Consider the following 18,835-nt stretch of genomic DNA (forward strand, 5'->3'; position numbering starts at 1 on the left):
CCTGGGACCGTGCCTTTCGTCGTCTACTCGGTCCTGCGCCTCGCGCTCTTCGGCGCCTGCCTCGGCCTGCTCTGGTGGGCCGGGTTGCGGACCTGGCTCGTGGCCGTGGTCGCGGCGTTCCTCGCCTGGGGGTTGTCCTACGTGCTGCTCGCCGGCCCGCGGGACGCGGCCGCCCGGCAGGTGGCCGAGCGGGTCGAGCGTCGTCGTGCGGCGGGGGACCGGACGGTGCTGGGCAAGCGTGCGCAGGAGGACGCCGACCTCGAGGACGCGGCCGACGAGGCTGCGCGCGACAGCTAGAGCGCGAGGCCGAGCCCGAGCAGCACGCCGAACGCGAGCTCGAGCAGACCGGTCCCTGCCAGGACCGGGACCAGGGCCCGGCCGCGCGCACCGAGCAGCACCGTGACGGACAGGACGACCGCCGGCGCCAGGAGCAGCAGGACGATCAGCGTCCACGGCGTCGCGAACGCGCAGCCGATCCCGCCGAGCAGCACGGGCCCGATGACGAGCACGGCGTAGGCGCGCCGCGACCACCGCTCACCCATGCGCACGGCGAGGGTCCGCTTGCCGACGAGGGCGTCGGTGGGCACGTCGCGCAGGTTGTTGGCCATGAGCAGCGCGCACGCGAGCATGCCGACGCACACGGCGCCCACCCACGCGGGCCAGGAGAGCTCGTCGGCCTGCGTGTACGTGGTGCCGAGCACGGCGACGAGGCCGAAGAACACGAACACGCCGACCTCACCGAGCCCGCGGTAGCCGTAGGGCCGCTTGCCGCCGGTGTAGCCCCAGGCCGCGACGATCGCGGCGGCGCCGACGGCGAGCAGCCACCACTGGCCGGTCACGGCGACCAGGACGAGCCCGAGCAGCGCGGCCAGGCCGAAGGCGGCGAACGCCGCAGCCTTCACGGTCCCCGGGCTGGCGGTGCCCGACGCGGTCAGCCGCAGCGGACCGACCCGGTCCACGTCGGTGCCGCGGATGCCGTCGGAGTAGTCGTTCGCGTAGTTGACCCCCACCTGCAGGGCCAGCGCGACGCCGAGCGCGAGCGCCGCGCGGCCGAGGTGGGCCTCCCCGAGCTGGGCGGCCGCTCCGGTGCCGACGAGCACGGGAGCGGCGGCAGCCGGCAGCGTCCGCGGTCGTGCACCCTGCACCCAGTCGCTGGCAGTCGTCACGTGGCGTTCCTCTCGAGCTGGCGGGTGGCGAGCTGCGTGGCGGCCCGACGGTCGATCTTGCCCGGGCCGCGCACCGGGAGCGAGTCCGTGACCACGAGGTGGCGTGGGGCGTGCGCGGCATCGAGGTGGTCGGTGACGGCGGTGCGGACCTCTGCCAGCGTCGGCGGCCGGGTGCCGGCGCGGGCGACGACGACCGCGACGACGGCCTGCCCCCACTCGGCGTCGGGCACGCCGACGACGCACACCTCGGCGATCCCCGGCAGGCTCGCGACGACCGACTCGACCGCCGCGGGCGGCACCTTGACGCCTCCGCTGACCAGGACGTCGTCGGCGCGACCGAGCACGACGAGCGACCCGTCCGACCACGCCCCGACGTCCGAGGTGCGCAGGTGCCGGACCCCGTCCACCTGCACGAACGCCTCCGCGTCGAGGTCGGGACGGTCCAGGTAGCCGTCGGCGAGCACCGGGCCGGCGAGCAGGACACGACCGTCGTCGTCGAGCCGGACGGACACCCCGTCGAGCGGTCGCCCGTCGTAGACGCAGCCCCCGCACGTCTCCGTCATGCCGTACGTCGTGACGACCGCGGCACCGGCCGCGCGGGCGCCGGCCAGCAGGTCCGGTGGCGCCGCGGCCCCACCCAGCAGCACGCCGTCGAAGGAGCGCAGCGCGTCGGTCGCGGCGTCGTCCTCGAGGAGCCGCACGAGCTGGGTGGGCACGAGCGAGGTGTACCGCGGCCCGCCCGCGGGCATCGCGCCGACCGCCGCAGCGAAGGCCGCCGCCCGGAACGGACCGGGCGGGAGCACCGTCGGCACGGTGCCGGCGAGCACCGACCGCACGAGCACCTGGAGGCCCGCGACGTGGTCCGTCGGCAGGGCGAGCAGCCACTGCCCGGGTCCGGCGAGCCGGTCGTGCGTCGCCCCCGCCGACGCGCGCAGGGCTGCGGCCGACAGCAGCACGCCGCGCGGCTCGCCCGTCGACCCCGAGGTCCGCACGACCACGGCGACGTCGTCGCCCACAGTCCCGGCGGTCGACCCGGGTGCGACCGCGGGCCCCGCCCCCGCGAGGGCCGCCGCGAGCGCCGGGAGCAGCAGGTCCGGCCGCGCGGGTACGTCACGCAGGGGTCGGATCACCCGCTCAGCGTAGGTCCGTCCCGGCGCGTGCCCGGCCGGGACGCACACCGTCACGCCGTAGAGTGTCGCGCGGTTCACACCCGAAGGAGCACCGTGCCGTCCGTCCTCACCGTCCCGTCCGCCCGTCGGCGATCCACCGCGATCGTCGCGCTCGCGACCGGCGCTGCCCTGCTCCTCGGCGCGTGCAGCGGGTCCCCGACCGACCGGACGCCGGTGCCGCCGGTGACCCAGGCACCCGTCATCGAGGCGGCCAAGGTCGCCCCGCCGGCACCGGTGGTGCCGCCCCGCTGGCCGCTCACCGGCGTCGTCGCCGCGGAGGTCGCCGTGCGGCCCGCGCTCGCGATCAAGGTCGAGAACTCGGGCGAGGCGCGCCCGCAGACGGGTCTGGACCAGGCCGACCTCGTCTGGGAGCAGGTCGTCGAGGGCGGCATCAGCCGGTTCGTCGCCGTGTACCAGTCGCAGGTGCCGGCCGAGGTCGGCCCGATCCGCTCGGTCCGCCCGATGGACCCGGCGATCGCCGCCCCCCTGCACGGTCTGATCGCCTTCTCCGGTGGCCAGCCGCAGTTCGTCCAGGACCTGAAGAACGCAGGCCTGCAGATCATCAGCATGGATGCCGGCGCGGACGGCTTCTACCGCAAGAAGGGCGTCGGTCCGGCGCCGCACAACGTGTACGGCGTGCCGCAGACGTTCTGGGACCAGGCCGACGGCGAGCACGCCGCCGTGCCGCCCGCGCAGTTCGTGATGGCGAAGGCGCCCGAGAAGGCCACCGCGGCTGTCGCCGGCGGTCCGTCGTCGACCGTGGCCGTGCACCTGTCCGGCTACGCGCGGCCGACGTGGACGTGGGACGCCGGGTCGGCGACCTGGCTCCGCGCGGAGGGCTCCGCTCCGGCGATGCTGCGCTCCGGCGCCCGGATCGCCGCGACGAACGTGGTGACGCTGAAGGTCCAGGTGGTGAACTCGGGCACGACGGATCCGGCGGGCAACCCGGTCCCGGAGACGGTGCTGGAGGGCTCGGGGGAGGCCACGGTGTCGAGCGGTGGGAAGACGGTCACGGGGACGTGGACGAAGGCCGGGACGGATGCGGTCCTCACCCTGGCGACGGCCGACGGCGCGGTCCTCACGCTCGCGCCCGGCATCACGTGGGTGGAGCTGGTCCCGGTCGACTCGGGCTCGGTCACGATCAGCTGAGTCGGCCAGGCTCCCCGGAGCGGGAGCGGTGGCGTGGCAGCCTGGTCCGGTGCAGGCGAACGACAGGGGAGTGCGATGACGACGACGACACGACGAGGGACGCGCAGCGCGGCCGTTGCCTTGCTCGCGGGCCTGGCCCTGGCCGTCGCCGGCTGCAGCTCGCCGCCGCCGGAGGAGCCGCAGGAGCCGCCCGCCCCGGTGACGCAGGGTCCGACGATCGCGCCGGACAAGGCGCCCGCTCCCGTGCCCGTCGTCCCGCCGACCTGGCCGCTGACGGGTGTCGCAGGGGAGCCGGTCGTGCGGCCCTCGCTCGCCGTGAAGATCGAGAACACCGCCGTGGCCCGCCCGCAGACGGGACTGGACCAGGCGGACGTCGTCTGGGAGACCATCGTCGAGTTCGACGTGTCCCGGTTCATCGCCGTGTTCCACTCGCAGGTCCCGGCGGAGGTCGGGCCCATCCGGTCCGTCCGGCCGATGGACCCGGTGATCCTCGCGCCGATGCACGGGCTGCTCGCCTTCTCGGGCGGTCAGCCGGGCATCCTCGACCTCGTCGCCGCGAGCGGTGTGCAGATGATCAGCCACGACGCGGGCGCTCCGGGCATGTACCGGACCAAGGACCGTGCCGCGCCGCACAACGTCTACGGCACGCCCGCGACGTTCTGGAGCCTGGCGGACGCCGACCACCAGGCGGCGCCGGGCGAGCAGTTCACGTTCGCGCGCAGTGCCGACCGGGCGACGGCCGTCGCCGCCGGGACGCCCGCGAGCACGCTCGCGTTCCGGCTCTCCCCGGCGTCCAGCCCGACGTGGACGTGGGACGCGGGGAGCGGCGTGTGGCTCCGGGCGGAGGGTGGCACGCCCGCGACGGCGCGCAGCGGCGCGCGGCTGTCGGCGGTCAACGTCGTGTCGATCACCGCCGAGCACCCGAACACGGGCTTCGGCGCGCAGGGTGGGGCCCCCGTGCCCACCTACACGCTGGTCGGGTCGGGCGACGGGGTCGTCGCGACGGGTGGCAAGGTGGTGCCGGTCCGCTGGCAGAAGGACTCCGACAACGCCCCGATGCGGCTCTTCACCATGGACGGCAAGCCGGCCGACCTCGCGCCGGGGAACACGTGGGTCGAGCTGGTGCCGGCCGGGAGCGGGTCGCTGACGCTCAGCTGAGCGGATCGGTTGTCCGCCCACGGGATGATCCCGGGGGGCCGGTTGGCCACCTCAGGTCGGGACAGCGACGAGCCCGCGGGTCGATGTCCCGCCGTCGTCGGGGCGCGAGGCTGGACGTATGACAGCCCTCACGCACCACCCCCGTCCCGCACCTGCCGAGCACGACGTCCGGTCGCTCGGCGCCGTCGTGGTCTCCGCCGTCGTGCTCGTCGCTCTGCTGGTCGGCGCCGCCGGGGTCCTCGGCTCGATCGTCGACCTCGCCGGCTGGGCGATGTCCAGCAGCTAGTACGCGTACGGGAAGCCCGACCAGTCGGGCTCGCGGCGCTGCAGGAACGCGTCGCGCCCCTCGACCGCCTCGTCGGTCATGTACGCCAGCCGGGTGGCCTCCCCGGCGAACACCTGCTGCCCGGCCAGGCCGTCGTCCGCCAGGTTGAACGCGAACTTGAGCATGCGGACCGCCTGCGGCGACTTGGTCGCGATGATCCGGGCGTACTCCAGCCCGGCCTCCTCGATCTGCGCGTGGTCGACCACGTCGTTGACCGCTCCCCAGGCGAGCGCCTGCTCCGCCGAGTACTCGCGGGCCAGGAAGAAGATCTCGCGGGCCCGCTTCTGCCCCACCTGCCGCGCCAGCAGCGCGGAGCCGTACCCGCCGTCGAACGAGCCGACGTTGGCATCGGTCTGCATGAAGCGCGCGTGCTCGCGGCTGGCGATGCTGAGGTCGGCGACGACGTGCAGCGAGTGGCCACCACCGGCCGCCCAGCCGTTCACCAGCGCGACGACGACCTTCGGCATGGTCCGGATCAGGCGCTGGACCTCGAGGATGTGCAGGCGCCCCGCGCGCGCGGGGTCGACGTCGTCCGCGGTCTCGCCCGACGCGTACTGGTACCCCGAGCGGCCGCGGATGCGCTGGTCGCCGCCGGAGCAGAACGCCCAGACGTCGTCCTTCGGGCTCGGGCCGTTGCCCGTGAGCAGCACCGTGCCGACGTCGGAGGTCGTCCGCGCGTGGTCGAGCACCCGGTAGAGCTCGTCGACGGTGTGCGGGCGGAACGCGTTGCGGACCTCCGGGCGGTCGAACGCGACGCGCACCACGGGCAGGTCCCGCGCGACCGCGCCGAGGGCCGCCTGGTTCGCGCTGGGGCGGGCGAACCCGCGGTGGTAGGTCAGGTCGGTGAGGTCCTCGAAGCCGTCGACCGTGCGCCAGCGCGTCGGGTCGAACGTGTCGGAGACGGGGGCCGGCAGCTCGGAGGTCACGGCGGCAGCCTAACCGCGCCGGCGCATTCTGGTACGCTCGTACTAGAACGTGCGCGGGACGGCGGGGTCTGCCACCCGGCGCGCACGTCGGGAAAGCTGGTGCACCACCATGGCCTGGACCGTCCTCATCCTCTCCGGCATGCTCGAAGCCGGCTGGGCGCTGAGCCTCAAGGCATCCGACGGCTTCACCAGGCTCTGGCCCAGCGTGCTGTTCGTCGTCCTGCTCGTCGCCTCCATGGGCGGCCTGGCCTGGGCGCTCAAGACGCTGCCGGTGGGCGTCGCGTACGGCGTCTGGGTCGGCATCGGCGCGGCGATCACGGCCGTCCTCGCGATCGTCGTCTTCGACGAGGCCATCTCCGTGCTGAAGATCGTGTCGCTCATCCTGATCATCACCGGTGTCGTGGGCCTGAACCTCTCGTCGAGCGCACATTGACGGGCGAACGGGGGGTGCGCGCGAAGGGTGCCCAGCGTCGCGACGAGCTCGCCCGCGCCGCGGCGGCACTCACGCTGCGGGACGGACCCGGCGCCCTCACGCACCGCCGGGTCGCGGCCGAGGCCGGTGCCTCGCTGTCCGCGACCACCTACTACTTCGCGTCCCTGGACGACCTCGCCGCGGCCGCCGGGCACGCGCTCGCCGACGAGTGGGCCGCGCACGCGCAAGCAGTCCTCGCGGCGGCGCCGGCCGTGACCGTGCGGCAGGACCCGGCGGCGGCCGCACGGGTGCTGGTCGATGCGGTCCTGCCCGCCGGGGACGACGCCGCCGTGCGCAGCCACTACGAGCACCTGCTCGGCGCCGGTCGGCAGCCGGCCCTGGCCACCGCGTTCGCCTCGGGTCGTGGCGTGGTCGACGCGGTGCTCGACGAGCTGGTGGGGCGGGTCGGGGCGCCCACGTCCGCGGCGGTCACCACGGCGGTCGTCGACGGCGCGGTCGTCACGGCCCTGACGGAGGGCCGTCCGGTGCGCGCGACCGCGTGCTCCCTGCTGGTCGACGCGTGGGGCTCCTGACTCGGCCGTACGCTGACGAGGTGCCGCACAACCCCGCTGACCTGCACGTCTGGTCCCTCCCGCTCCGGACGCGGTTCCGTGGGCTGACCGTCCGCGACGGGCTGCTGGTGCGCGGCGCGGCCGGCTGGGGAGAGTTCAGCCCGTTCTGGGACTACGACGCCGCCGAGTCCGTGGCGTGGTGGCGCGCCGCGCGGGAGGCCGCCGACGTGGGCTGGCCGGAGCCTGTGCGGACATGGATCCCCGTCAACGTCACCGTCCCCGCCGTCGACGCCGAGACCGCCCACCGGATCGTGCGCGAGTCCGGCGGGTGCCGGACGGCCAAGGTCAAGGTGGCCGAGCCGGGCCAGTCCCTCGCCGACGAGATCGCCCGCCTGGAGGCGGTCCGTGACGCGCTCGGTCCGGACGGGAGGATCCGGGTCGACGCGAACGCCGCCTGGGACGTCGAGGTGGCCGTCACCCGGCTGGTCGCGCTCGACCGGGCCGCCGGTGGGCTGGAGTACGCGGAGCAGCCGGTCCCCGGCGTCGCCGACCTCGCGGCGCTGCGCCGGCGCACGCACGTGCCGATCGCGGCCGACGAGTCGATCCGCCGGGCCGACGACCCCCTCGCGGTGGCGCGCGCGCACGCCGCGGACGTCGTCGTGCTCAAGGTCCAGCCCCTCGGCGGCGTGCGGGCGTGCCTGGAGCTGGCCGAGCGCATCGGGCTCCCGGTCGTGGTCTCCTCAGCGCTCGAGTCGTCCGTGGGGCTCGCGGCCGGGGTCGCGCTCGCGGCCGCGCTCCCGGAGCTGCCCTACGCGTGCGGTCTGGCCACCGCGCAGCTGTTCCACGACGACCTGGTCACGGACCCGTTCCGGCCGGTCGACGGCGCGCTCGACGTCCGCCGCCCGGATCCCGACCCGGACCTGCTCACCGCCGCGACCGCACCGGACGAGCTCACCGCCCGGTGGCTCACGCGGCTCGCCGCCGTCGAGGCTCGGGCATGATGGCGGGCGTGACGCCGCCGCCCCTCGATCCCGACCCGGCGACGACCGCAGCCCGGGTGCTCGTCCAGACCCTCGCCGCCCTGGGCGTCGAGGACGTGGTCCTCGCCCCCGGTTCCCGCAGCGCACCGCTCGCGTACGCGCTCGCGGACGCCGCCCGGCCCGACGACCAGCGTCCGGCCGGTGCCCCGCGCCTGCGTCTGCACGTGCGGGTGGACGAGCGGTCGGCCGGGTTCCTCGCCGTCGGCCTCACGCGCGCCTCCGCGCACGGACCCGGCGACCAGCCGCGCGCCCCGCGACCGGTCGCGGTGGTCACCACCTCGGGGACGGCCGTCGCCAACCTGCACCCCGCGGTGCTCGAGGCCCACCACAGCGGCCTTCCCCTCCTCCTGCTCACCGCGGACCGGCCGCACGAGCTGCGCGGCACGGGCGCCAACCAGACCACCGACCAGGTCGGGATCTTCGCCGGCGCGGTCCGGCTCACGGTCGACGTCCCCGCCCCCGTCGGGCTTCCCGACGAGCCGCGCGGCGTGCGCCGGACCGTCTCGCGCGCCGTCGCCGCCGCGACGGGTGCCCGCACCGGCGACCCCGGCCCGGTCCACCTCGACCTGGCGTTCCGGGATCCGCTCGTGCCCAGCGGTGCGCCGTGGCCGGAGCCGTCCACCGCCGGCCTCACCCTGGTGCAGTCGCGGCACGTCGCCCCGGCGGCCACCACCGGTGCCCTGCCGACCGTCGATGCCGCGGCTCCCGCGCGTCGTGGTGGAGTGGCGACCGTGCTGGTCGCCGGGGACGGTGCCGGCCCCGCCGCGCGCCGGCTGGCGGAGGTCAACGGGTGGCCGCTGCTGGCGGAGCCCTCGTCCGGCGCCCGGGGCGGCACGCACGCGATCGCGGCCTACCGCCTCCTGCTCGGGCACCCGCACCTCGGGGGAGCGGTCCGGCGGGTCGTCGTCCTCGGCCGCCCGACCCTGTCCCGGCCCGTCCAGCAGCTGCTCGCCCGGCAGGACGTCGAGGTCGTCGTGATCGCCCCGCGCGGCCGCGACTGGCCCGATGCCGCACGCAACGCGAGCGACGTCCTGCTCGAGCCGCCCGCACGCATGCGGCAGGGCCGGATGCCCGCACCGGCCGGGTGGATCGACGCGTGGCGGACCGCCGACGCGGCTGCGGGCGCCGCGATCGACGACGTGCTCGACGGGCTCGATGCCGGCCGACGGTCGCGCAGCGGCACCCGGGTGACCGGCCCCGCGCTCGCGCGGGTGGTCGCCCAGGTGACCGGCGAGGGCGACGCGCTGGTGGTCGGATCCTCGAACCCGGTCCGTGACCTCGACCTGGTGGCCCGCTGGGACTCCCCGCCGGTGGTCCTGGCCAACCGCGGGCTCGCGGGCATCGACGGCACGGTCTCCACGGCCGTCGGCGTGGCGCTCGGGATGCCGGAGCGCCGCGTCCGCGCGCTGCTCGGGGACCTGACGTTCCTGCACGACGTCGGCGGCCTGCTGCGCGGTCCGCTCGAGGCCCAGGTGCATCTCCAGCTGGTGGTGGCCAACGACGACGGAGGCTCGATCTTCGCGACCCTCGAACCGGGGGAGCCCGAGCGGGCGGACGTGTTCGAGCGCATCTTCGGCACGCCGCACGGCGCGGACCTCGCGGCCCTCTGCGCGGGCTACGGCGTCCGGCACACCCGCGTCAGCGACGTCGACGGTCTGCTGCCGGCGCTCGCGGCACCAGGACCGGGGCTGAGTGTGGTGGAGGTCCGCGTCGACCGCGTGGGGCGCCGTGCCCTCGGCGAGCGGCTCACGGCCGAGGTCGCGGTCGCGGTCGACGCCGTGCTGCCCGGCTGACGGTCCACTCGAAACTCGCAGGAGATTCCCAGGTTCTGCGAAGGCTCCCTCCAGCCCCGTTCGGTGTGATGTACCTCGACCAAGGAGGGCACCACGATGACGACCACCCCGGAGAACGGCGCGAACAACGCTGCCGACCAGCACCCCCAGACCCACCCCACGCAGCCGCTTCCGCCCGTGCAGGCGACGCAGCCGCTGCCCGTCCACCACACGCAGCCGCTGCCGGCCGGTCCGGCGCAGGCGCACCCGACCAACCCGTTCACGCCGCCGCACCCCGCCGCCCCGGCGGACCAGCGCGCGGCGTACGAGGCGGCCCAGCGCGCCGCGGCGCACCAGGCGGCCCAGCAGGCCGCCCAGCAGCAGGCCGCGCAGCCGCAGCCGGTGCACGTCGACCAGTTCGAGGCCGTCCGCCGCGCCCAGTGGGAGGCCGCCCAGCGCGCCGCCCTGCACGACCCGGCGACGGTGCAGCAGCCCGCCCCCGTCTACGCGGGCCAGCCCGTCCCGGCCCCCGCGCCGCAGGGCAGCGTCCCGACGCAGCGCAAGCGCAGCATCTGGCTCCCCGTGACCGGGGCCGCAGCTGCGGCCGCGATCGTCGCGGCCGTCGCCACCGCGGGTCTCACCCACACGCTGTCCGACGGTGAGGGCTCGATCGACCGCCCCGCATCGCTCGCCACGATCGGCCAGACGAGCAACGACACCGTGCCCGTCTCGGGCTCCACGTCCGACGACCCCGACTGGGAGGTCGTCGCGAAGGCGGTCCAGCAGTCGGTCGTCGCCATCCAGGTCAGTGACGGCAACGGCGGGGGAGCGCAGGGCTCCGGCGTCATCATCGACGACGAGGGCCACATCGTCACCAACAACCACGTCGTCGCCGGCGCGGACGGTGACGTGCAGGTCACGCTGACCGACGGCCGCCTGTTCGACGCGACGATCGTCGGCACCGACCCGACCACCGACCTCGCGGTCATCAAGCTGAAGGACGCCCCGGACGACCTCAAGGCGTCGGCGCTGGGCGACTCGTCGAAGGTCACGGTCGGTGAGCCGGTCATGGCCGTCGGCAACCCGCTGGGCCTGGCCAACACGGTCACCACCGGCATCGTCTCCGCCGTCGACCGTCCCGTGTCCACCGTGGGCGAGAACGGCGGCGAGGGCACGGTCACGAACGCGATCCAGATCGACGCTGCGGTCAACCCCGGCAACTCCGGTGGTCCGCTGTTCGACGCCAAGGGCCAGGTCATCGGGATCAACTCCTCGATCGCCACCCTGTCCAGCGAGTCCGGCTCGATCGGTCTCGGCTTCGCCATCCCGGTCGACCTGGTGAAGAACATCGCCGCGCAGCTGGTCGAGGACGGCACCGCGGAGCACGCGTTCCTCGGCGTCGGCCTGTCGGACGGCACGGCCACCGCGGACGGCGTCACCCGTCGCGCCGCGGTCGTGGAGTCGGTCAGCGAGGGCTCGCCCGCCGCGAAGGCCGAGCTGCAGGAGAAGGACGCCATCGTGGCGATCGACGGGAAGGCCGTCGGCGGCGCGGAGTCCCTCACCGCGTACGTGCGGGCGCTGGCATCCGGCGCGGACAGCACCCTCACCGTGGTGCGCGACGGCAAGACCATCGACGTCGACGTGACGCTCGCGGTCCGGCCGGAGAACGTCCAGCAGGAGCAGCCGCAGCAGGCACCCGACGAGCAGGGCCAGCAGGCTCCTGACGAGCAGGGCGGCTCGGGCATCCCGGACGGGATGACCCCCGAGCAGCTCTGGGAGTGGTTCCAGCAGCAGCAGGGTGGCCAGGGCTGAGCCCGGTCATCACCCCCTGACCGCCGGCGGTCGCGGCCGTCGTCCCCCCTCCACGGACCCGGCCGTCGGCATGCACCACCGCGGTCCGACCCCGGACCGCACTCCTCCCCGGCCGCGCCCCCGAGCGGCCCGGGGCATATCCTCGGCCGGGACGTCAGCTGGTGCTGACGTCCCGGCCGAGCGCGTACCGCATGGGGACCAGCTTGGCCTCGGACTCCGCCAGCTCGGCCGGCGGGTCGGACGCGGCGACGACGCCGCAGCCGGCGAACAGCCGGACCCGCCGCGGGTCGTCGGGATCGATCGCCGCGGACCGCAGGGCGATGCCCCACTCGCCGTCACCGTCGGCCCCGAACCAGCCGACCGGACCCGCGTACCGTGCCCGGTCCATGCCCTCGATGCGTCGGATGAGCTCGCGGGCCGCCACCGTCGGGGTGCCGCAGACGGCGGCCGTCGGGTGCAGAGCGGCGGCGAGCGCGAGGGACGACGGGTGCGCCGCGTCGCCACCGGGCGCGCTGAGCACCCCGGTGACGTCCGAGGCGAGGTGCAGGACGTTCGGCAGGTGCAGCACGAACGGCACGTCGGGCACGTTGGTCGAGGAGCAGAACGGCTCCAGCGCGTGCGCCACGGACGTCACGGCGTACTCGTGCTCCTCGAGGTCCTTCGACGAGTGCGCGAGGATCGCCGCGCGCGCCAGGTCCGCCGCGTCGTCGCCGGTGCGTCGGATGGTGCCCGCCAGCACGCGCGAGGTGACCAGGCCCTTCTCGGACCGGACCAGCAGCTCGGGCGTCGCGCCCACGAGGCCGTCGACGCTGAACGTCCAGCACGACGGGTACTCCACGGCGAGCCGCTCCAGGGCCCACCGCACGTCGACGGGGTGCTCGGCGCGGGCGTGCACGTCACGCGCGAGCACGACCTTGTCCACGTCACCGGCCTTGATGGCGGCGATGCCGCGCGCGACGACGTCCTGCCAGCCCTGCGCGCTGACGGCGCCGTCGGTGTAGACGACCGCACCGGGGTCGACGGGCGGGACGCGGGGTCCGACGACGTCCGCGAGCTGCGGTGCGGCGCGCAGCCGGGCACCGGCGGTGATCGTCGTCATCCACGTGCGCCCTCCGCGGCGGCCCACGACGACCTTCGGGACGACGATCACGCCGCCCGCGGCGGACCGGTCGTCGAACGCGAACGACCCGAACGCCACCGGGCCGGTGCCGGGCACCTGGACCTCGTCGCGGACGATCGCGCGGGCGAGGACGTCCTGCCAGGCCCGCTCGGCGTCCACGAACCGGTCGGCGCCGGCGACCTCGATGCGGAGCGTCTCGCCCCACGCCACCAGCCCGTCTCCGCGCCGGACCCAGGCCAGCGGACGCTCGGACGGCAGGAGGTCGAGGAGGTCGTGCGGATCCGCCGCTCCGGTGTCGCCCAGGTCGTCGAGGGCGACCGTCCGGACGAGGAGCGGCTGGGGGACGACGTCCGCGGGGACGGAGGGCTGCGTGCTCATCGCTTCCAGCGTAGGCCTCGCCACGGCGTCCGCCCTGTCGAAGAGCCGCTGTGGACCTGCGACGATGGACACATGTCCCGCGCCTCCCTCGACAAGGACCCCCAGGACGTCGCCGCCATGTTCGACGCCGTGGCCCACCGCTACGACCGGACCAACGACGTCATCTCGCTCGGTCAGGACCGGGCGTGGCGCAAGGCGACGCTCAGGGCGCTCGACGCCCAGCCCGGCGAGACGGTCCTCGACCTCGCGGCCGGCACGGGGACGTCGTCCGAGCCCATGGCGGACGCCGGCGTGCGCGTGGTCGCGTGCGACCTGTCCGTCGGGATGCTGGACGTCGGCAAGCGCCGCCGCCCGGACCTCGCCTTCGTGGCGGGTGACGCCCTGCACCTGCCGTTCGCCGACGCGTCGTTCGACGCGGTCACGATGTCGTTCGGGCTGCGCAACGTCAACGACGTGGACGCCGCCCTCGACGAGCTGCTGCGGGTCACCAGGCCCGGCGGGCGGCTGGTGGTCTGCGAGTTCTCGCGGCCCACGTTCAAGCCGTTCCGGGCCGTCTACCAGAACTACCTCATGCGGGCGCTCCCGCCCGTCGCGCGTGCGGTGTCCAAGGAGCCGGACGCCTACGTGTACCTGGCGGAGTCGATCCGCGAGTGGCCCGACCAGCGCGCGCTGGGCCTGCTGATCAAGCACGCAGGCTGGGAGCACGTGGCCTACCGCAACCTGTCCGGCGGCATCGTCGCCCTGCACCGGGGGACGCGCCCGTCCCTCTAGGGCCTGCCTGACCTGCGCGGAAGCTCGTGCGTCGGAATTGCACTCGTTCGCCTCACGGACTCCGAACTGTGCTGGGTGGTAGTGCCCACGTGACTGGGTGACAGCGGGCGAAGACGTCCCACGACGGCTCATGGACGCCCGACCAACTCCCGAGGGACCCCCTAGCCGGTGGTGTAGCCGGTGACGGCTACGGGAGGCACGGACATGCGCAAGACGACGAAGGGCGCCATCGCTGTTGGCGCAGGAGTGGCGCTGCTGCTGGGCGGCGCGGGCACGATGGCGGCGTGGCGCGTCAGCGCCGGCGTGGGCCAGGGCACGAGCGTCACGTCCGGCAAGCTCGACGTGGTCGCCAAGACCGGCGCGACCGGTCTCCCGGTCTGGTCCTGGACCAACGCCTCCCCGACGACGTTCGACGTCGTGAACTCGCGCATCGTCCCGGGCGACTCGGTGACCCGCACGCAGGTGTTCACGGTGACCGCCCGCGGCGACCACCTGACGTTCACCGGCGCGCTCGACCTCGCGCCGACCGTCACCGGCGACCCGACCCTCGTCGCGAAGCTGACCAGCGGCACGACGACCACGCTGTCCCAGTCGGGCACCTGGCCCACCGGAGTGTCGGTGAACGGCGCCGGAACGCTGATCACCGTGACCTCCGGGACCGCCGGCGGCGCCGCCGACCTCACCTTCGACGTCAAGGTGACCTCGGTCGTGAACTGGGTCTCCGTCGGTGTCGGCACGGACGCGGCGAACACGATGAACCAGACCGTGAACCTCGCGGCCGCCAACCTCGTGCTGACGCAGTCCTGACCCGTCCACCGTGCGTGCCCGTCTGATCGCCGTCGTGGCCGTGGGGCTCCTCTTCGTGGGGAGCTCCGCGGCCTACGGCGCGTGGTCACGGGGCGCGGTGGTCGCCGCGGGGAGCCCCGTGCTGAGCGGCTCGTTCGACCTCAGCGCGCCGTGGACACAGCCCCTGAGCCTCACCGGGATGTACCCGGCCCAGAAGAGGACGGGCGTCGTGCAGCTCTCCCGCACGGGGAACGGCCGGTGGGTGTACACGGTCGGCGCCCCCACGGTCGTGGGTGGTACGGCGAAGGTGTTCCTGGGGACGGGCTGCACCGGGACCGCGCTGGTGCTGCCGTTCTCCCAGACGACCGTGCAGGCGGGTGCGGCGACGGTGGACCTCTGCGTCGAGGTCACGGCCAGCGCCACGCTCGCGCCCGGCCAGACGGTCAGCCTCACGCTCCCGGTCACGGCCGAGAACCGATCGACCAACTGACGTAGGCCTTCGGGCCGAGGACGAGGAGAAGGGAGCGGTCGGATGCCGGGGACCCGCGTCACGCGTACGCGTTCGGTCGTCGTCGTGCTGACCGCGCTCTCGCTCCTGCTCGTCGGCTCCGGCGCCGCGTGGGCCTCCTGGGTGGCGTCCAGGACGGTCACTGCCACCGGTGCCGCCGCTGCCGCTCCGGTGCCCGTCCTGCGAGCACCGGTGTGCTCGCCAGGCATCAACGGGCAGAACGACCCCGTCGTCCTGTCGTGGGACCCCATCGTGATCCCCGGTGCGACCCAGGTGCGGTACCGCGTGAAGTTCACGCCCTCCACGGGCGCGTCCGTCACCTTCCCGACCGCGGCCCCCGGCACCACCACCGCCACCACCATCTCGGTGGCCGCCACGCAGATCCCGACGGCGGCGGACCGGACGAAGGTGCAGTCGATCACCCTGGAGGCGTGGGTCGACTTTCCCGGCACCACCTGGACGGCTGCACCGTCCAACATGGTGACCGCTCAGGGGCAGACCACGTTCCTCGGCTTCATCGACATGAACTGCTGATGGACACCACCACGCCGGCGGAGCCGAGCACGCCGCGACTGCTCGACCACGTCTGGTCGGCGCTCTCGTCGTTCGCGCTCGTCGCCCTGGTGCTCGTCGCGCTCGCGATGATCGTGGTGCCGCTGGCCATCGGAGCGACGCCGTTCACCGTGCTCACCGGCAGCATGGAGCCGTCGCTGCCGCCCGGCTCGCTCGTCGTCACGCGGCCCGTCGACCCGGATGCCATCGACATCGGCGACGTCGTGACCTACCAGCTGCGCTCCAACGAGCCCGAGGTGGTGACGCACCGCGTCGTCGGCGTCGGGTTCGGGAGCGAGGGCGAGCGGCTGTTCGTCACGCGCGGCGACGCCAACGACGTCGACGACGAGCCGGTGCGAGCGGTGCAGGTGCGCGGCGTGGTCGCCTACTCCGTGCCGTACCTCGGCCACCTGAACACGTGGGTCGGCATGAACCGGCCGGGCTGGCTGCTCAAGGCGGTCGCCGCTGCGCTCATCCTGTACGGCCTGCTGCTCGTGGCCGGCGGGGTGCGCGACCGGCTCCGCCGCGGTGGCGGCGAGGTCGACCCCGAGCCGGAGCCGACCGACGACGTGGTCGTCGCGCCGACCGGCGTAACCCCTGCCGACCGCACCTCGCACACGGCGGCCGTCGCGGTGGTGCTCCTGGTGGCGACCGTCCTGGCGCTCTCTCTCGTGAGCAGGCGGTCGCGGTGAGCGTCCGGCGGTCGGCCGCATGGAGCACGGCCGTCCTGGCAGCGCTGCTGAGCGCGGTCCCCGCCGGTGCCGCGCACGCCGCCGACCCGCTCGAGCTGTCTCTCGACGGGACCGCGTGGTCGGCCGTCCTCCCCTCGCGACTGTTCGCGTCGCCCGCCGTGATCGTCCCCGGCGACGTCGTCAGCGCGGACCTGTGGGTGCGCAACAGCTCCGGCGACCCGGCCCGCGTGGACCTCGTGGTCGCCGACGACCTCGGCGTGAGCCCCGGGACGCTCGCGGGCGACCTCTCGCTGACCATCGACGGGGCCCCCGTACCGGGGGGCACCAGCTGGCACGGTCCGGACCTCGCGCCCGGCGGTCGGGCGCGGATCACCCTGGTCGTGACCTTCGACGCGTCGTCGCAGTCGATGTCCCAGGCGAGCGTCGCTGCCGTGCTCGACGCGGTCACCCTGGTGCAGACGGGCGTGGCCCCCGCGGCCGCCCCGACCGCTCGTCCGACGCCGGCGCCGAACGCGACCGGGGGCGGGCTCGCGCACACCGGCGCGGACGTCGCGCGGGCCGCGGGTGCGTCGGTCGGCGCGGTCCTCCTCGGTCTCCTGCTCGTGGTCGCCCGCCGCCGGTCGCGCCGCGCCGAGCGCTGACCTGCGGCCCCCGCCGCGTGGACGACTGTCCGGCTGCGCCGCACGGGTGAACAATGGGCGACGACCGCCCTGCCCGGCGGATCCGTCCTGCGGTCGTCCGGGTGATCACGCCACGTCCCGGACCCGCTGCCGCGAGGTTAGGAAAGCCTTCGCAGACAGCCCATGTGGCGCTCGTTACACTCGCCGAGAGCAGTACGTGAACAACGTCACAAGTGGGGTCAGTGGTGGTGGGAGCTACGCACGATGGCGCGGACGTCATCGTCGTCGGCGCAGGCCCAGCGGGGTCTGCCGCCGCGTTCCACTGCGCCTCCGCGGGCCTGGACGTGCTGCTCCTGGAGAAGTCGGAGTTCCCTCGGGACAAGGTCTGCGGGGACGGCCTGACGCCGCGCGCGGTCGCCGAGCTGGTGCGTATGGGGCTGCCCATCCGTGAGCAGGACGGCTGGATCCGTAACGTCGGCCTGCGGGTGATCGGGGGCGGTCACCGCCTGGAGCTGCCGTGGCCGGAGCTGTCGAGCTACCCGTCGTACGGGCTCGCGAAGTCGCGGATGTCGCTGGACCACACGCTCGCGGACCACGCGCGGACGGCAGGGGCCAAGCTGCAGGAGCGCACGACCGTCACGGGACCGGAGCGCGACGAGCGGTCGGGCCGGGTGGTGGGCGTGCGCGCCAAGGTCGACGGCGAGACGGTCACCTACCGCGCACCCGTGGTCATCGCGGCCGACGGGGTCTCCGCCCGGCTCGCCACGGGGATGGGTCTGGAGAAGCGGATGGACCGCCCCATGGGGGTCGCGGTCCGCACCTACTTCCAGACCCCGCGGCACGACGACCCGTGGATGGAGAGCCACCTCGAGCTCCGCGACGACGACGGCAACCTGATGCCCGGGTACGGCTGGATCTTCTCCCTCGGGGACGGGACCGCGAACGTCGGGCTCGGCTCGGTCGCCTCGACGGCGGCACCGACGAAGGTCGACTACAAGAAGCTGTTCGCCACCTGGATGCGGCACGTGCCGGACGAGTGGGAGTTCACGCCCGACAACCAGGTGGGACCCGTCAAGGGAGCCGCGCTGCCGATGGGGTTCAACCGCGGGCCGCTCTACGGCAACGGGCTGATGCTCGCGGGCGACTCCGCCGGGATGATCAGCCCGTTCAACGGCGAGGGCATCGCGTACGGCCTCCAGGCGGGACGCATCGCCGCCGACGCCATCTCGCAGGGGCTCGCGCGCGGCACGGCGGCCGGGCGTGAGCGGGCGTTCGCGACGTACGAGCGCCGGATGAAGGATGACCTGGGCGGGTACTACACGCTCGGTCGGGTCTTCGTGCGGCTGATCGAGCACCCGGAGGTCATGCGGGTGTGCACGCGCTACGGTCTGCCGCGGCCGCTGATCATGAAGTTCGTGCTCAAGCTCCTGTCCGACTGTTACGAGCCGAAGGGCGGTGACCTGGTAGACCGGGTGATCGCCGGCCTGGCCAGGATCGCCCCCGCAGCATGACCACCGACCACAACGAAGTGGAGTGACGCGCGATGTCCAACCCGTACGTCCCGCTGCTCTTCCTCATGGGCATCGCCGCCGTCCTCGCCCTCGGCGGCGTCGGCTCGAGCGTGATCCTGGGACCCAAGCGGTACAACCGCGCGAAGCTCGAGGCGTACGAGTGCGGCATCGAGCCCACCCCGCACGCCATCGGCGGCGGCCGGTTCCCGATCAAGTACTACCTGGTCGCGATGACGTTCATCGTCTTCGACATCGAGGTGGTGTTCCTCTACCCGTGGGCGGTGAGCTTCGCGGACCTGGCCCTCTTCGGTCTGGTCGCGATGATCGCGTTCCTGGTCCTGATCACCGTCCCGTTCGTCTACGAGTGGAAGCGCGGCGGGTTCGAGTGGGACTGAA

The 18,835-nt window shown here is 74.4% G+C and carries 21 protein-coding genes; 17 read left to right on the forward strand and 4 right to left on the reverse strand.

Annotated elements, in window-relative coordinates; translation table 11 throughout:
• The first annotated feature begins 9 nt into the window (after positions 1-9).
• Positions 10-297 (forward strand): DUF4229 domain-containing protein, encoded by a 288-nt coding sequence (locus tag ASD16_RS01190; RefSeq protein ID WP_055912010.1) that lies wholly within the window; start codon positions 10-12, stop codon positions 295-297.
• On the opposite strand, the gene ASD16_RS01195 is transcribed toward ASD16_RS01190, so the two are convergent.
• Positions 294-1,166: a 1,4-dihydroxy-2-naphthoate polyprenyltransferase gene (locus ASD16_RS01195; protein ID WP_055912013.1), complete on the reverse strand. Its 873-nt coding sequence runs from the start codon at positions 1,164-1,166 to the stop codon at positions 294-296. The two genes, ASD16_RS01190 and ASD16_RS01195, sit on opposite strands and share 4 nt — an antisense overlap.
• Positions 1,163-2,296: an o-succinylbenzoate--CoA ligase gene (gene menE / locus ASD16_RS01200; RefSeq protein WP_157453751.1), complete on the reverse strand. Its 1,134-nt coding sequence runs from the start codon at positions 2,294-2,296 to the stop codon at positions 1,163-1,165. The genes ASD16_RS01195 and menE overlap by 4 nt, the downstream gene beginning before the upstream one ends.
• A 93-nt stretch (positions 2,297-2,389) precedes the next feature.
• Between menE and ASD16_RS01205 the strand changes: the two genes are divergently transcribed.
• The 3 genes from ASD16_RS01205 (at position 2,390) to ASD16_RS21980 (ending at position 4,928) form a co-directional block, all read left to right on the forward strand.
• Positions 2,390-3,484 (forward strand): DUF3048 domain-containing protein, encoded by a 1,095-nt coding sequence (locus ASD16_RS01205; protein ID WP_055912015.1) that lies wholly within the window; start codon positions 2,390-2,392, stop codon positions 3,482-3,484.
• Between the two features lie 75 nt (positions 3,485-3,559).
• Complete coding sequence (locus ASD16_RS01210) at positions 3,560-4,642, forward strand: DUF3048 domain-containing protein (protein ID WP_055912017.1); 1,083 nt, start codon at positions 3,560-3,562, stop codon at positions 4,640-4,642.
• Positions 4,643-4,760: 118 nt separating this feature from the next.
• Entirely contained in the window at positions 4,761-4,928 is a 168-nt protein-coding gene (locus ASD16_RS21980) for a hypothetical protein (RefSeq protein WP_200942798.1), read from the forward strand.
• Here ASD16_RS21980 and ASD16_RS01215 read toward each other — a convergent pair.
• A complete protein-coding gene (locus ASD16_RS01215) occupies positions 4,925-5,893 on the reverse strand; it encodes a 1,4-dihydroxy-2-naphthoyl-CoA synthase (protein WP_055912019.1) in 969 nt (322 codons plus the stop codon). The two genes, ASD16_RS21980 and ASD16_RS01215, sit on opposite strands and share 4 nt — an antisense overlap.
• Before the next feature lie 109 nt (positions 5,894-6,002).
• Here ASD16_RS01215 and ASD16_RS01220 point away from each other — a divergent pair, with 109 nt between their 5' ends.
• The 5 genes from ASD16_RS01220 to ASD16_RS01240 all read left to right on the forward strand — a co-directional run bounded on the left by ASD16_RS01220 (position 6,003) and on the right by ASD16_RS01240 (position 11,501).
• A complete protein-coding gene (locus ASD16_RS01220; RefSeq protein ID WP_055912021.1) occupies positions 6,003-6,326 on the forward strand; it encodes a multidrug efflux SMR transporter in 324 nt (107 codons plus the stop codon).
• 14 nt (positions 6,327-6,340) lie between these two features.
• Positions 6,341-6,898, forward strand: a complete 558-nt coding sequence (locus ASD16_RS01225; RefSeq protein WP_055912023.1) for a TetR/AcrR family transcriptional regulator — start codon at positions 6,341-6,343, stop codon at positions 6,896-6,898.
• Between the two features lie 20 nt (positions 6,899-6,918).
• Positions 6,919-7,878, forward strand: a complete 960-nt coding sequence (locus tag ASD16_RS01230) for an o-succinylbenzoate synthase (RefSeq protein WP_055915531.1) — start codon at positions 6,919-6,921, stop codon at positions 7,876-7,878.
• Positions 7,875-9,710, forward strand: a complete 1,836-nt coding sequence (menD, locus tag ASD16_RS01235; RefSeq protein ID WP_055912025.1) for a 2-succinyl-5-enolpyruvyl-6-hydroxy-3-cyclohexene-1-carboxylic-acid synthase — start codon at positions 7,875-7,877, stop codon at positions 9,708-9,710. The genes ASD16_RS01230 and menD overlap by 4 nt, the downstream gene beginning before the upstream one ends.
• A 96-nt stretch (positions 9,711-9,806) precedes the next feature.
• The gene (locus ASD16_RS01240; protein ID WP_055912028.1) at positions 9,807-11,501 is read left to right on the forward strand and encodes a S1C family serine protease; all 1,695 of its coding nucleotides are present in this window, start codon (positions 9,807-9,809) and stop codon (positions 11,499-11,501) included.
• 154 nt (positions 11,502-11,655) lie between these two features.
• Here ASD16_RS01240 and ASD16_RS01245 read toward each other — a convergent pair whose 3' ends face one another.
• Entirely contained in the window at positions 11,656-12,999 is a 1,344-nt protein-coding gene (locus tag ASD16_RS01245; protein ID WP_055912030.1) for an isochorismate synthase MenF, read from the reverse strand.
• A gap of 72 nt (positions 13,000-13,071) precedes the next feature.
• Here ASD16_RS01245 and ASD16_RS01250 point away from each other — a divergent pair, with 72 nt between their 5' ends.
• From ASD16_RS01250 to ASD16_RS01285, 8 genes are all read left to right on the forward strand, one after another.
• A complete protein-coding gene (locus ASD16_RS01250) occupies positions 13,072-13,770 on the forward strand; it encodes a demethylmenaquinone methyltransferase (RefSeq protein ID WP_055912032.1) in 699 nt (232 codons plus the stop codon).
• Between the two features lie 204 nt (positions 13,771-13,974).
• Positions 13,975-14,577, forward strand: coding sequence for an alternate-type signal peptide domain-containing protein (locus ASD16_RS01255; protein WP_082570536.1), 603 nt, complete (start codon positions 13,975-13,977; stop codon positions 14,575-14,577).
• A 10-nt stretch (positions 14,578-14,587) separates the two neighbouring features.
• Positions 14,588-15,046: a hypothetical protein gene (locus tag ASD16_RS01260; protein ID WP_055912035.1), complete on the forward strand. Its 459-nt coding sequence runs from the start codon at positions 14,588-14,590 to the stop codon at positions 15,044-15,046.
• Between the two features lie 42 nt (positions 15,047-15,088).
• Positions 15,089-15,598 (forward strand): hypothetical protein, encoded by a 510-nt coding sequence (locus tag ASD16_RS01265; RefSeq protein ID WP_055912037.1) that lies wholly within the window; start codon positions 15,089-15,091, stop codon positions 15,596-15,598.
• A complete protein-coding gene (locus ASD16_RS01270) occupies positions 15,598-16,308 on the forward strand; it encodes a signal peptidase I (RefSeq protein ID WP_082570537.1) in 711 nt (236 codons plus the stop codon). The genes ASD16_RS01265 and ASD16_RS01270 overlap by 1 nt, the downstream gene beginning before the upstream one ends.
• Positions 16,305-16,949: a hypothetical protein gene (locus ASD16_RS01275; protein ID WP_055912039.1), complete on the forward strand. Its 645-nt coding sequence runs from the start codon at positions 16,305-16,307 to the stop codon at positions 16,947-16,949. Before ASD16_RS01270 ends, ASD16_RS01275 begins: the two co-directional genes overlap by 4 nt.
• Before the next feature lie 224 nt (positions 16,950-17,173).
• Positions 17,174-18,439 carry a geranylgeranyl reductase family protein gene (locus ASD16_RS01280; protein WP_055915533.1) on the forward strand — a complete coding sequence of 422 codons (1,266 nt, stop codon included), beginning with the start codon at positions 17,174-17,176 and terminating at the stop codon, positions 18,437-18,439.
• A gap of 32 nt (positions 18,440-18,471) precedes the next feature.
• Entirely contained in the window at positions 18,472-18,834 is a 363-nt protein-coding gene (locus tag ASD16_RS01285) for an NADH-quinone oxidoreductase subunit A (RefSeq protein ID WP_055912042.1), read from the forward strand.
• Position 18,835: the final 1 nt, after the last annotated feature.

This window comes from Cellulomonas sp. Root485 (genome assembly GCF_001426705.1).
Lineage (GTDB): Bacteria > Actinomycetota > Actinomycetes > Actinomycetales > Cellulomonadaceae > Cellulomonas.

Excerpts from the sequence above, each read along its gene's own strand:
- ASD16_RS21980 (WP_200942798.1), top strand. The coding sequence starts at position 4,761 with ATGACAGCCCTCACGCACCACCCCCGTCCCGCACCTGCCGAGCACGAC.
- ASD16_RS01240 (WP_055912028.1), top strand. The coding sequence starts at position 9,807 with ATGACGACCACCCCGGAGAACGGCGCGAACAACGCTGCCGACCAGCAC.
- menD (WP_055912025.1), top strand. The coding sequence starts at position 7,875 with ATGATGGCGGGCGTGACGCCGCCGCCCCTCGATCCCGACCCGGCGACG.
- ASD16_RS01285 (WP_055912042.1), top strand. The coding sequence starts at position 18,472 with ATGTCCAACCCGTACGTCCCGCTGCTCTTCCTCATGGGCATCGCCGCC.
- ASD16_RS01210 (WP_055912017.1), top strand. The coding sequence starts at position 3,560 with ATGACGACGACGACACGACGAGGGACGCGCAGCGCGGCCGTTGCCTTG.
- ASD16_RS01265 (WP_055912037.1), top strand. The coding sequence starts at position 15,089 with ATGCCGGGGACCCGCGTCACGCGTACGCGTTCGGTCGTCGTCGTGCTG.
- ASD16_RS01220 (WP_055912021.1), top strand. The coding sequence starts at position 6,003 with ATGGCCTGGACCGTCCTCATCCTCTCCGGCATGCTCGAAGCCGGCTGG.
- ASD16_RS01270 (WP_082570537.1), top strand. The coding sequence starts at position 15,598 with ATGGACACCACCACGCCGGCGGAGCCGAGCACGCCGCGACTGCTCGAC.
- ASD16_RS01255 (WP_082570536.1), top strand. The coding sequence starts at position 13,975 with ATGCGCAAGACGACGAAGGGCGCCATCGCTGTTGGCGCAGGAGTGGCG.
- ASD16_RS01250 (WP_055912032.1), top strand. The coding sequence starts at position 13,072 with ATGTCCCGCGCCTCCCTCGACAAGGACCCCCAGGACGTCGCCGCCATG.
- ASD16_RS01245 (WP_055912030.1), bottom strand. The coding sequence starts at position 12,999 with ATGAGCACGCAGCCCTCCGTCCCCGCGGACGTCGTCCCCCAGCCGCTC.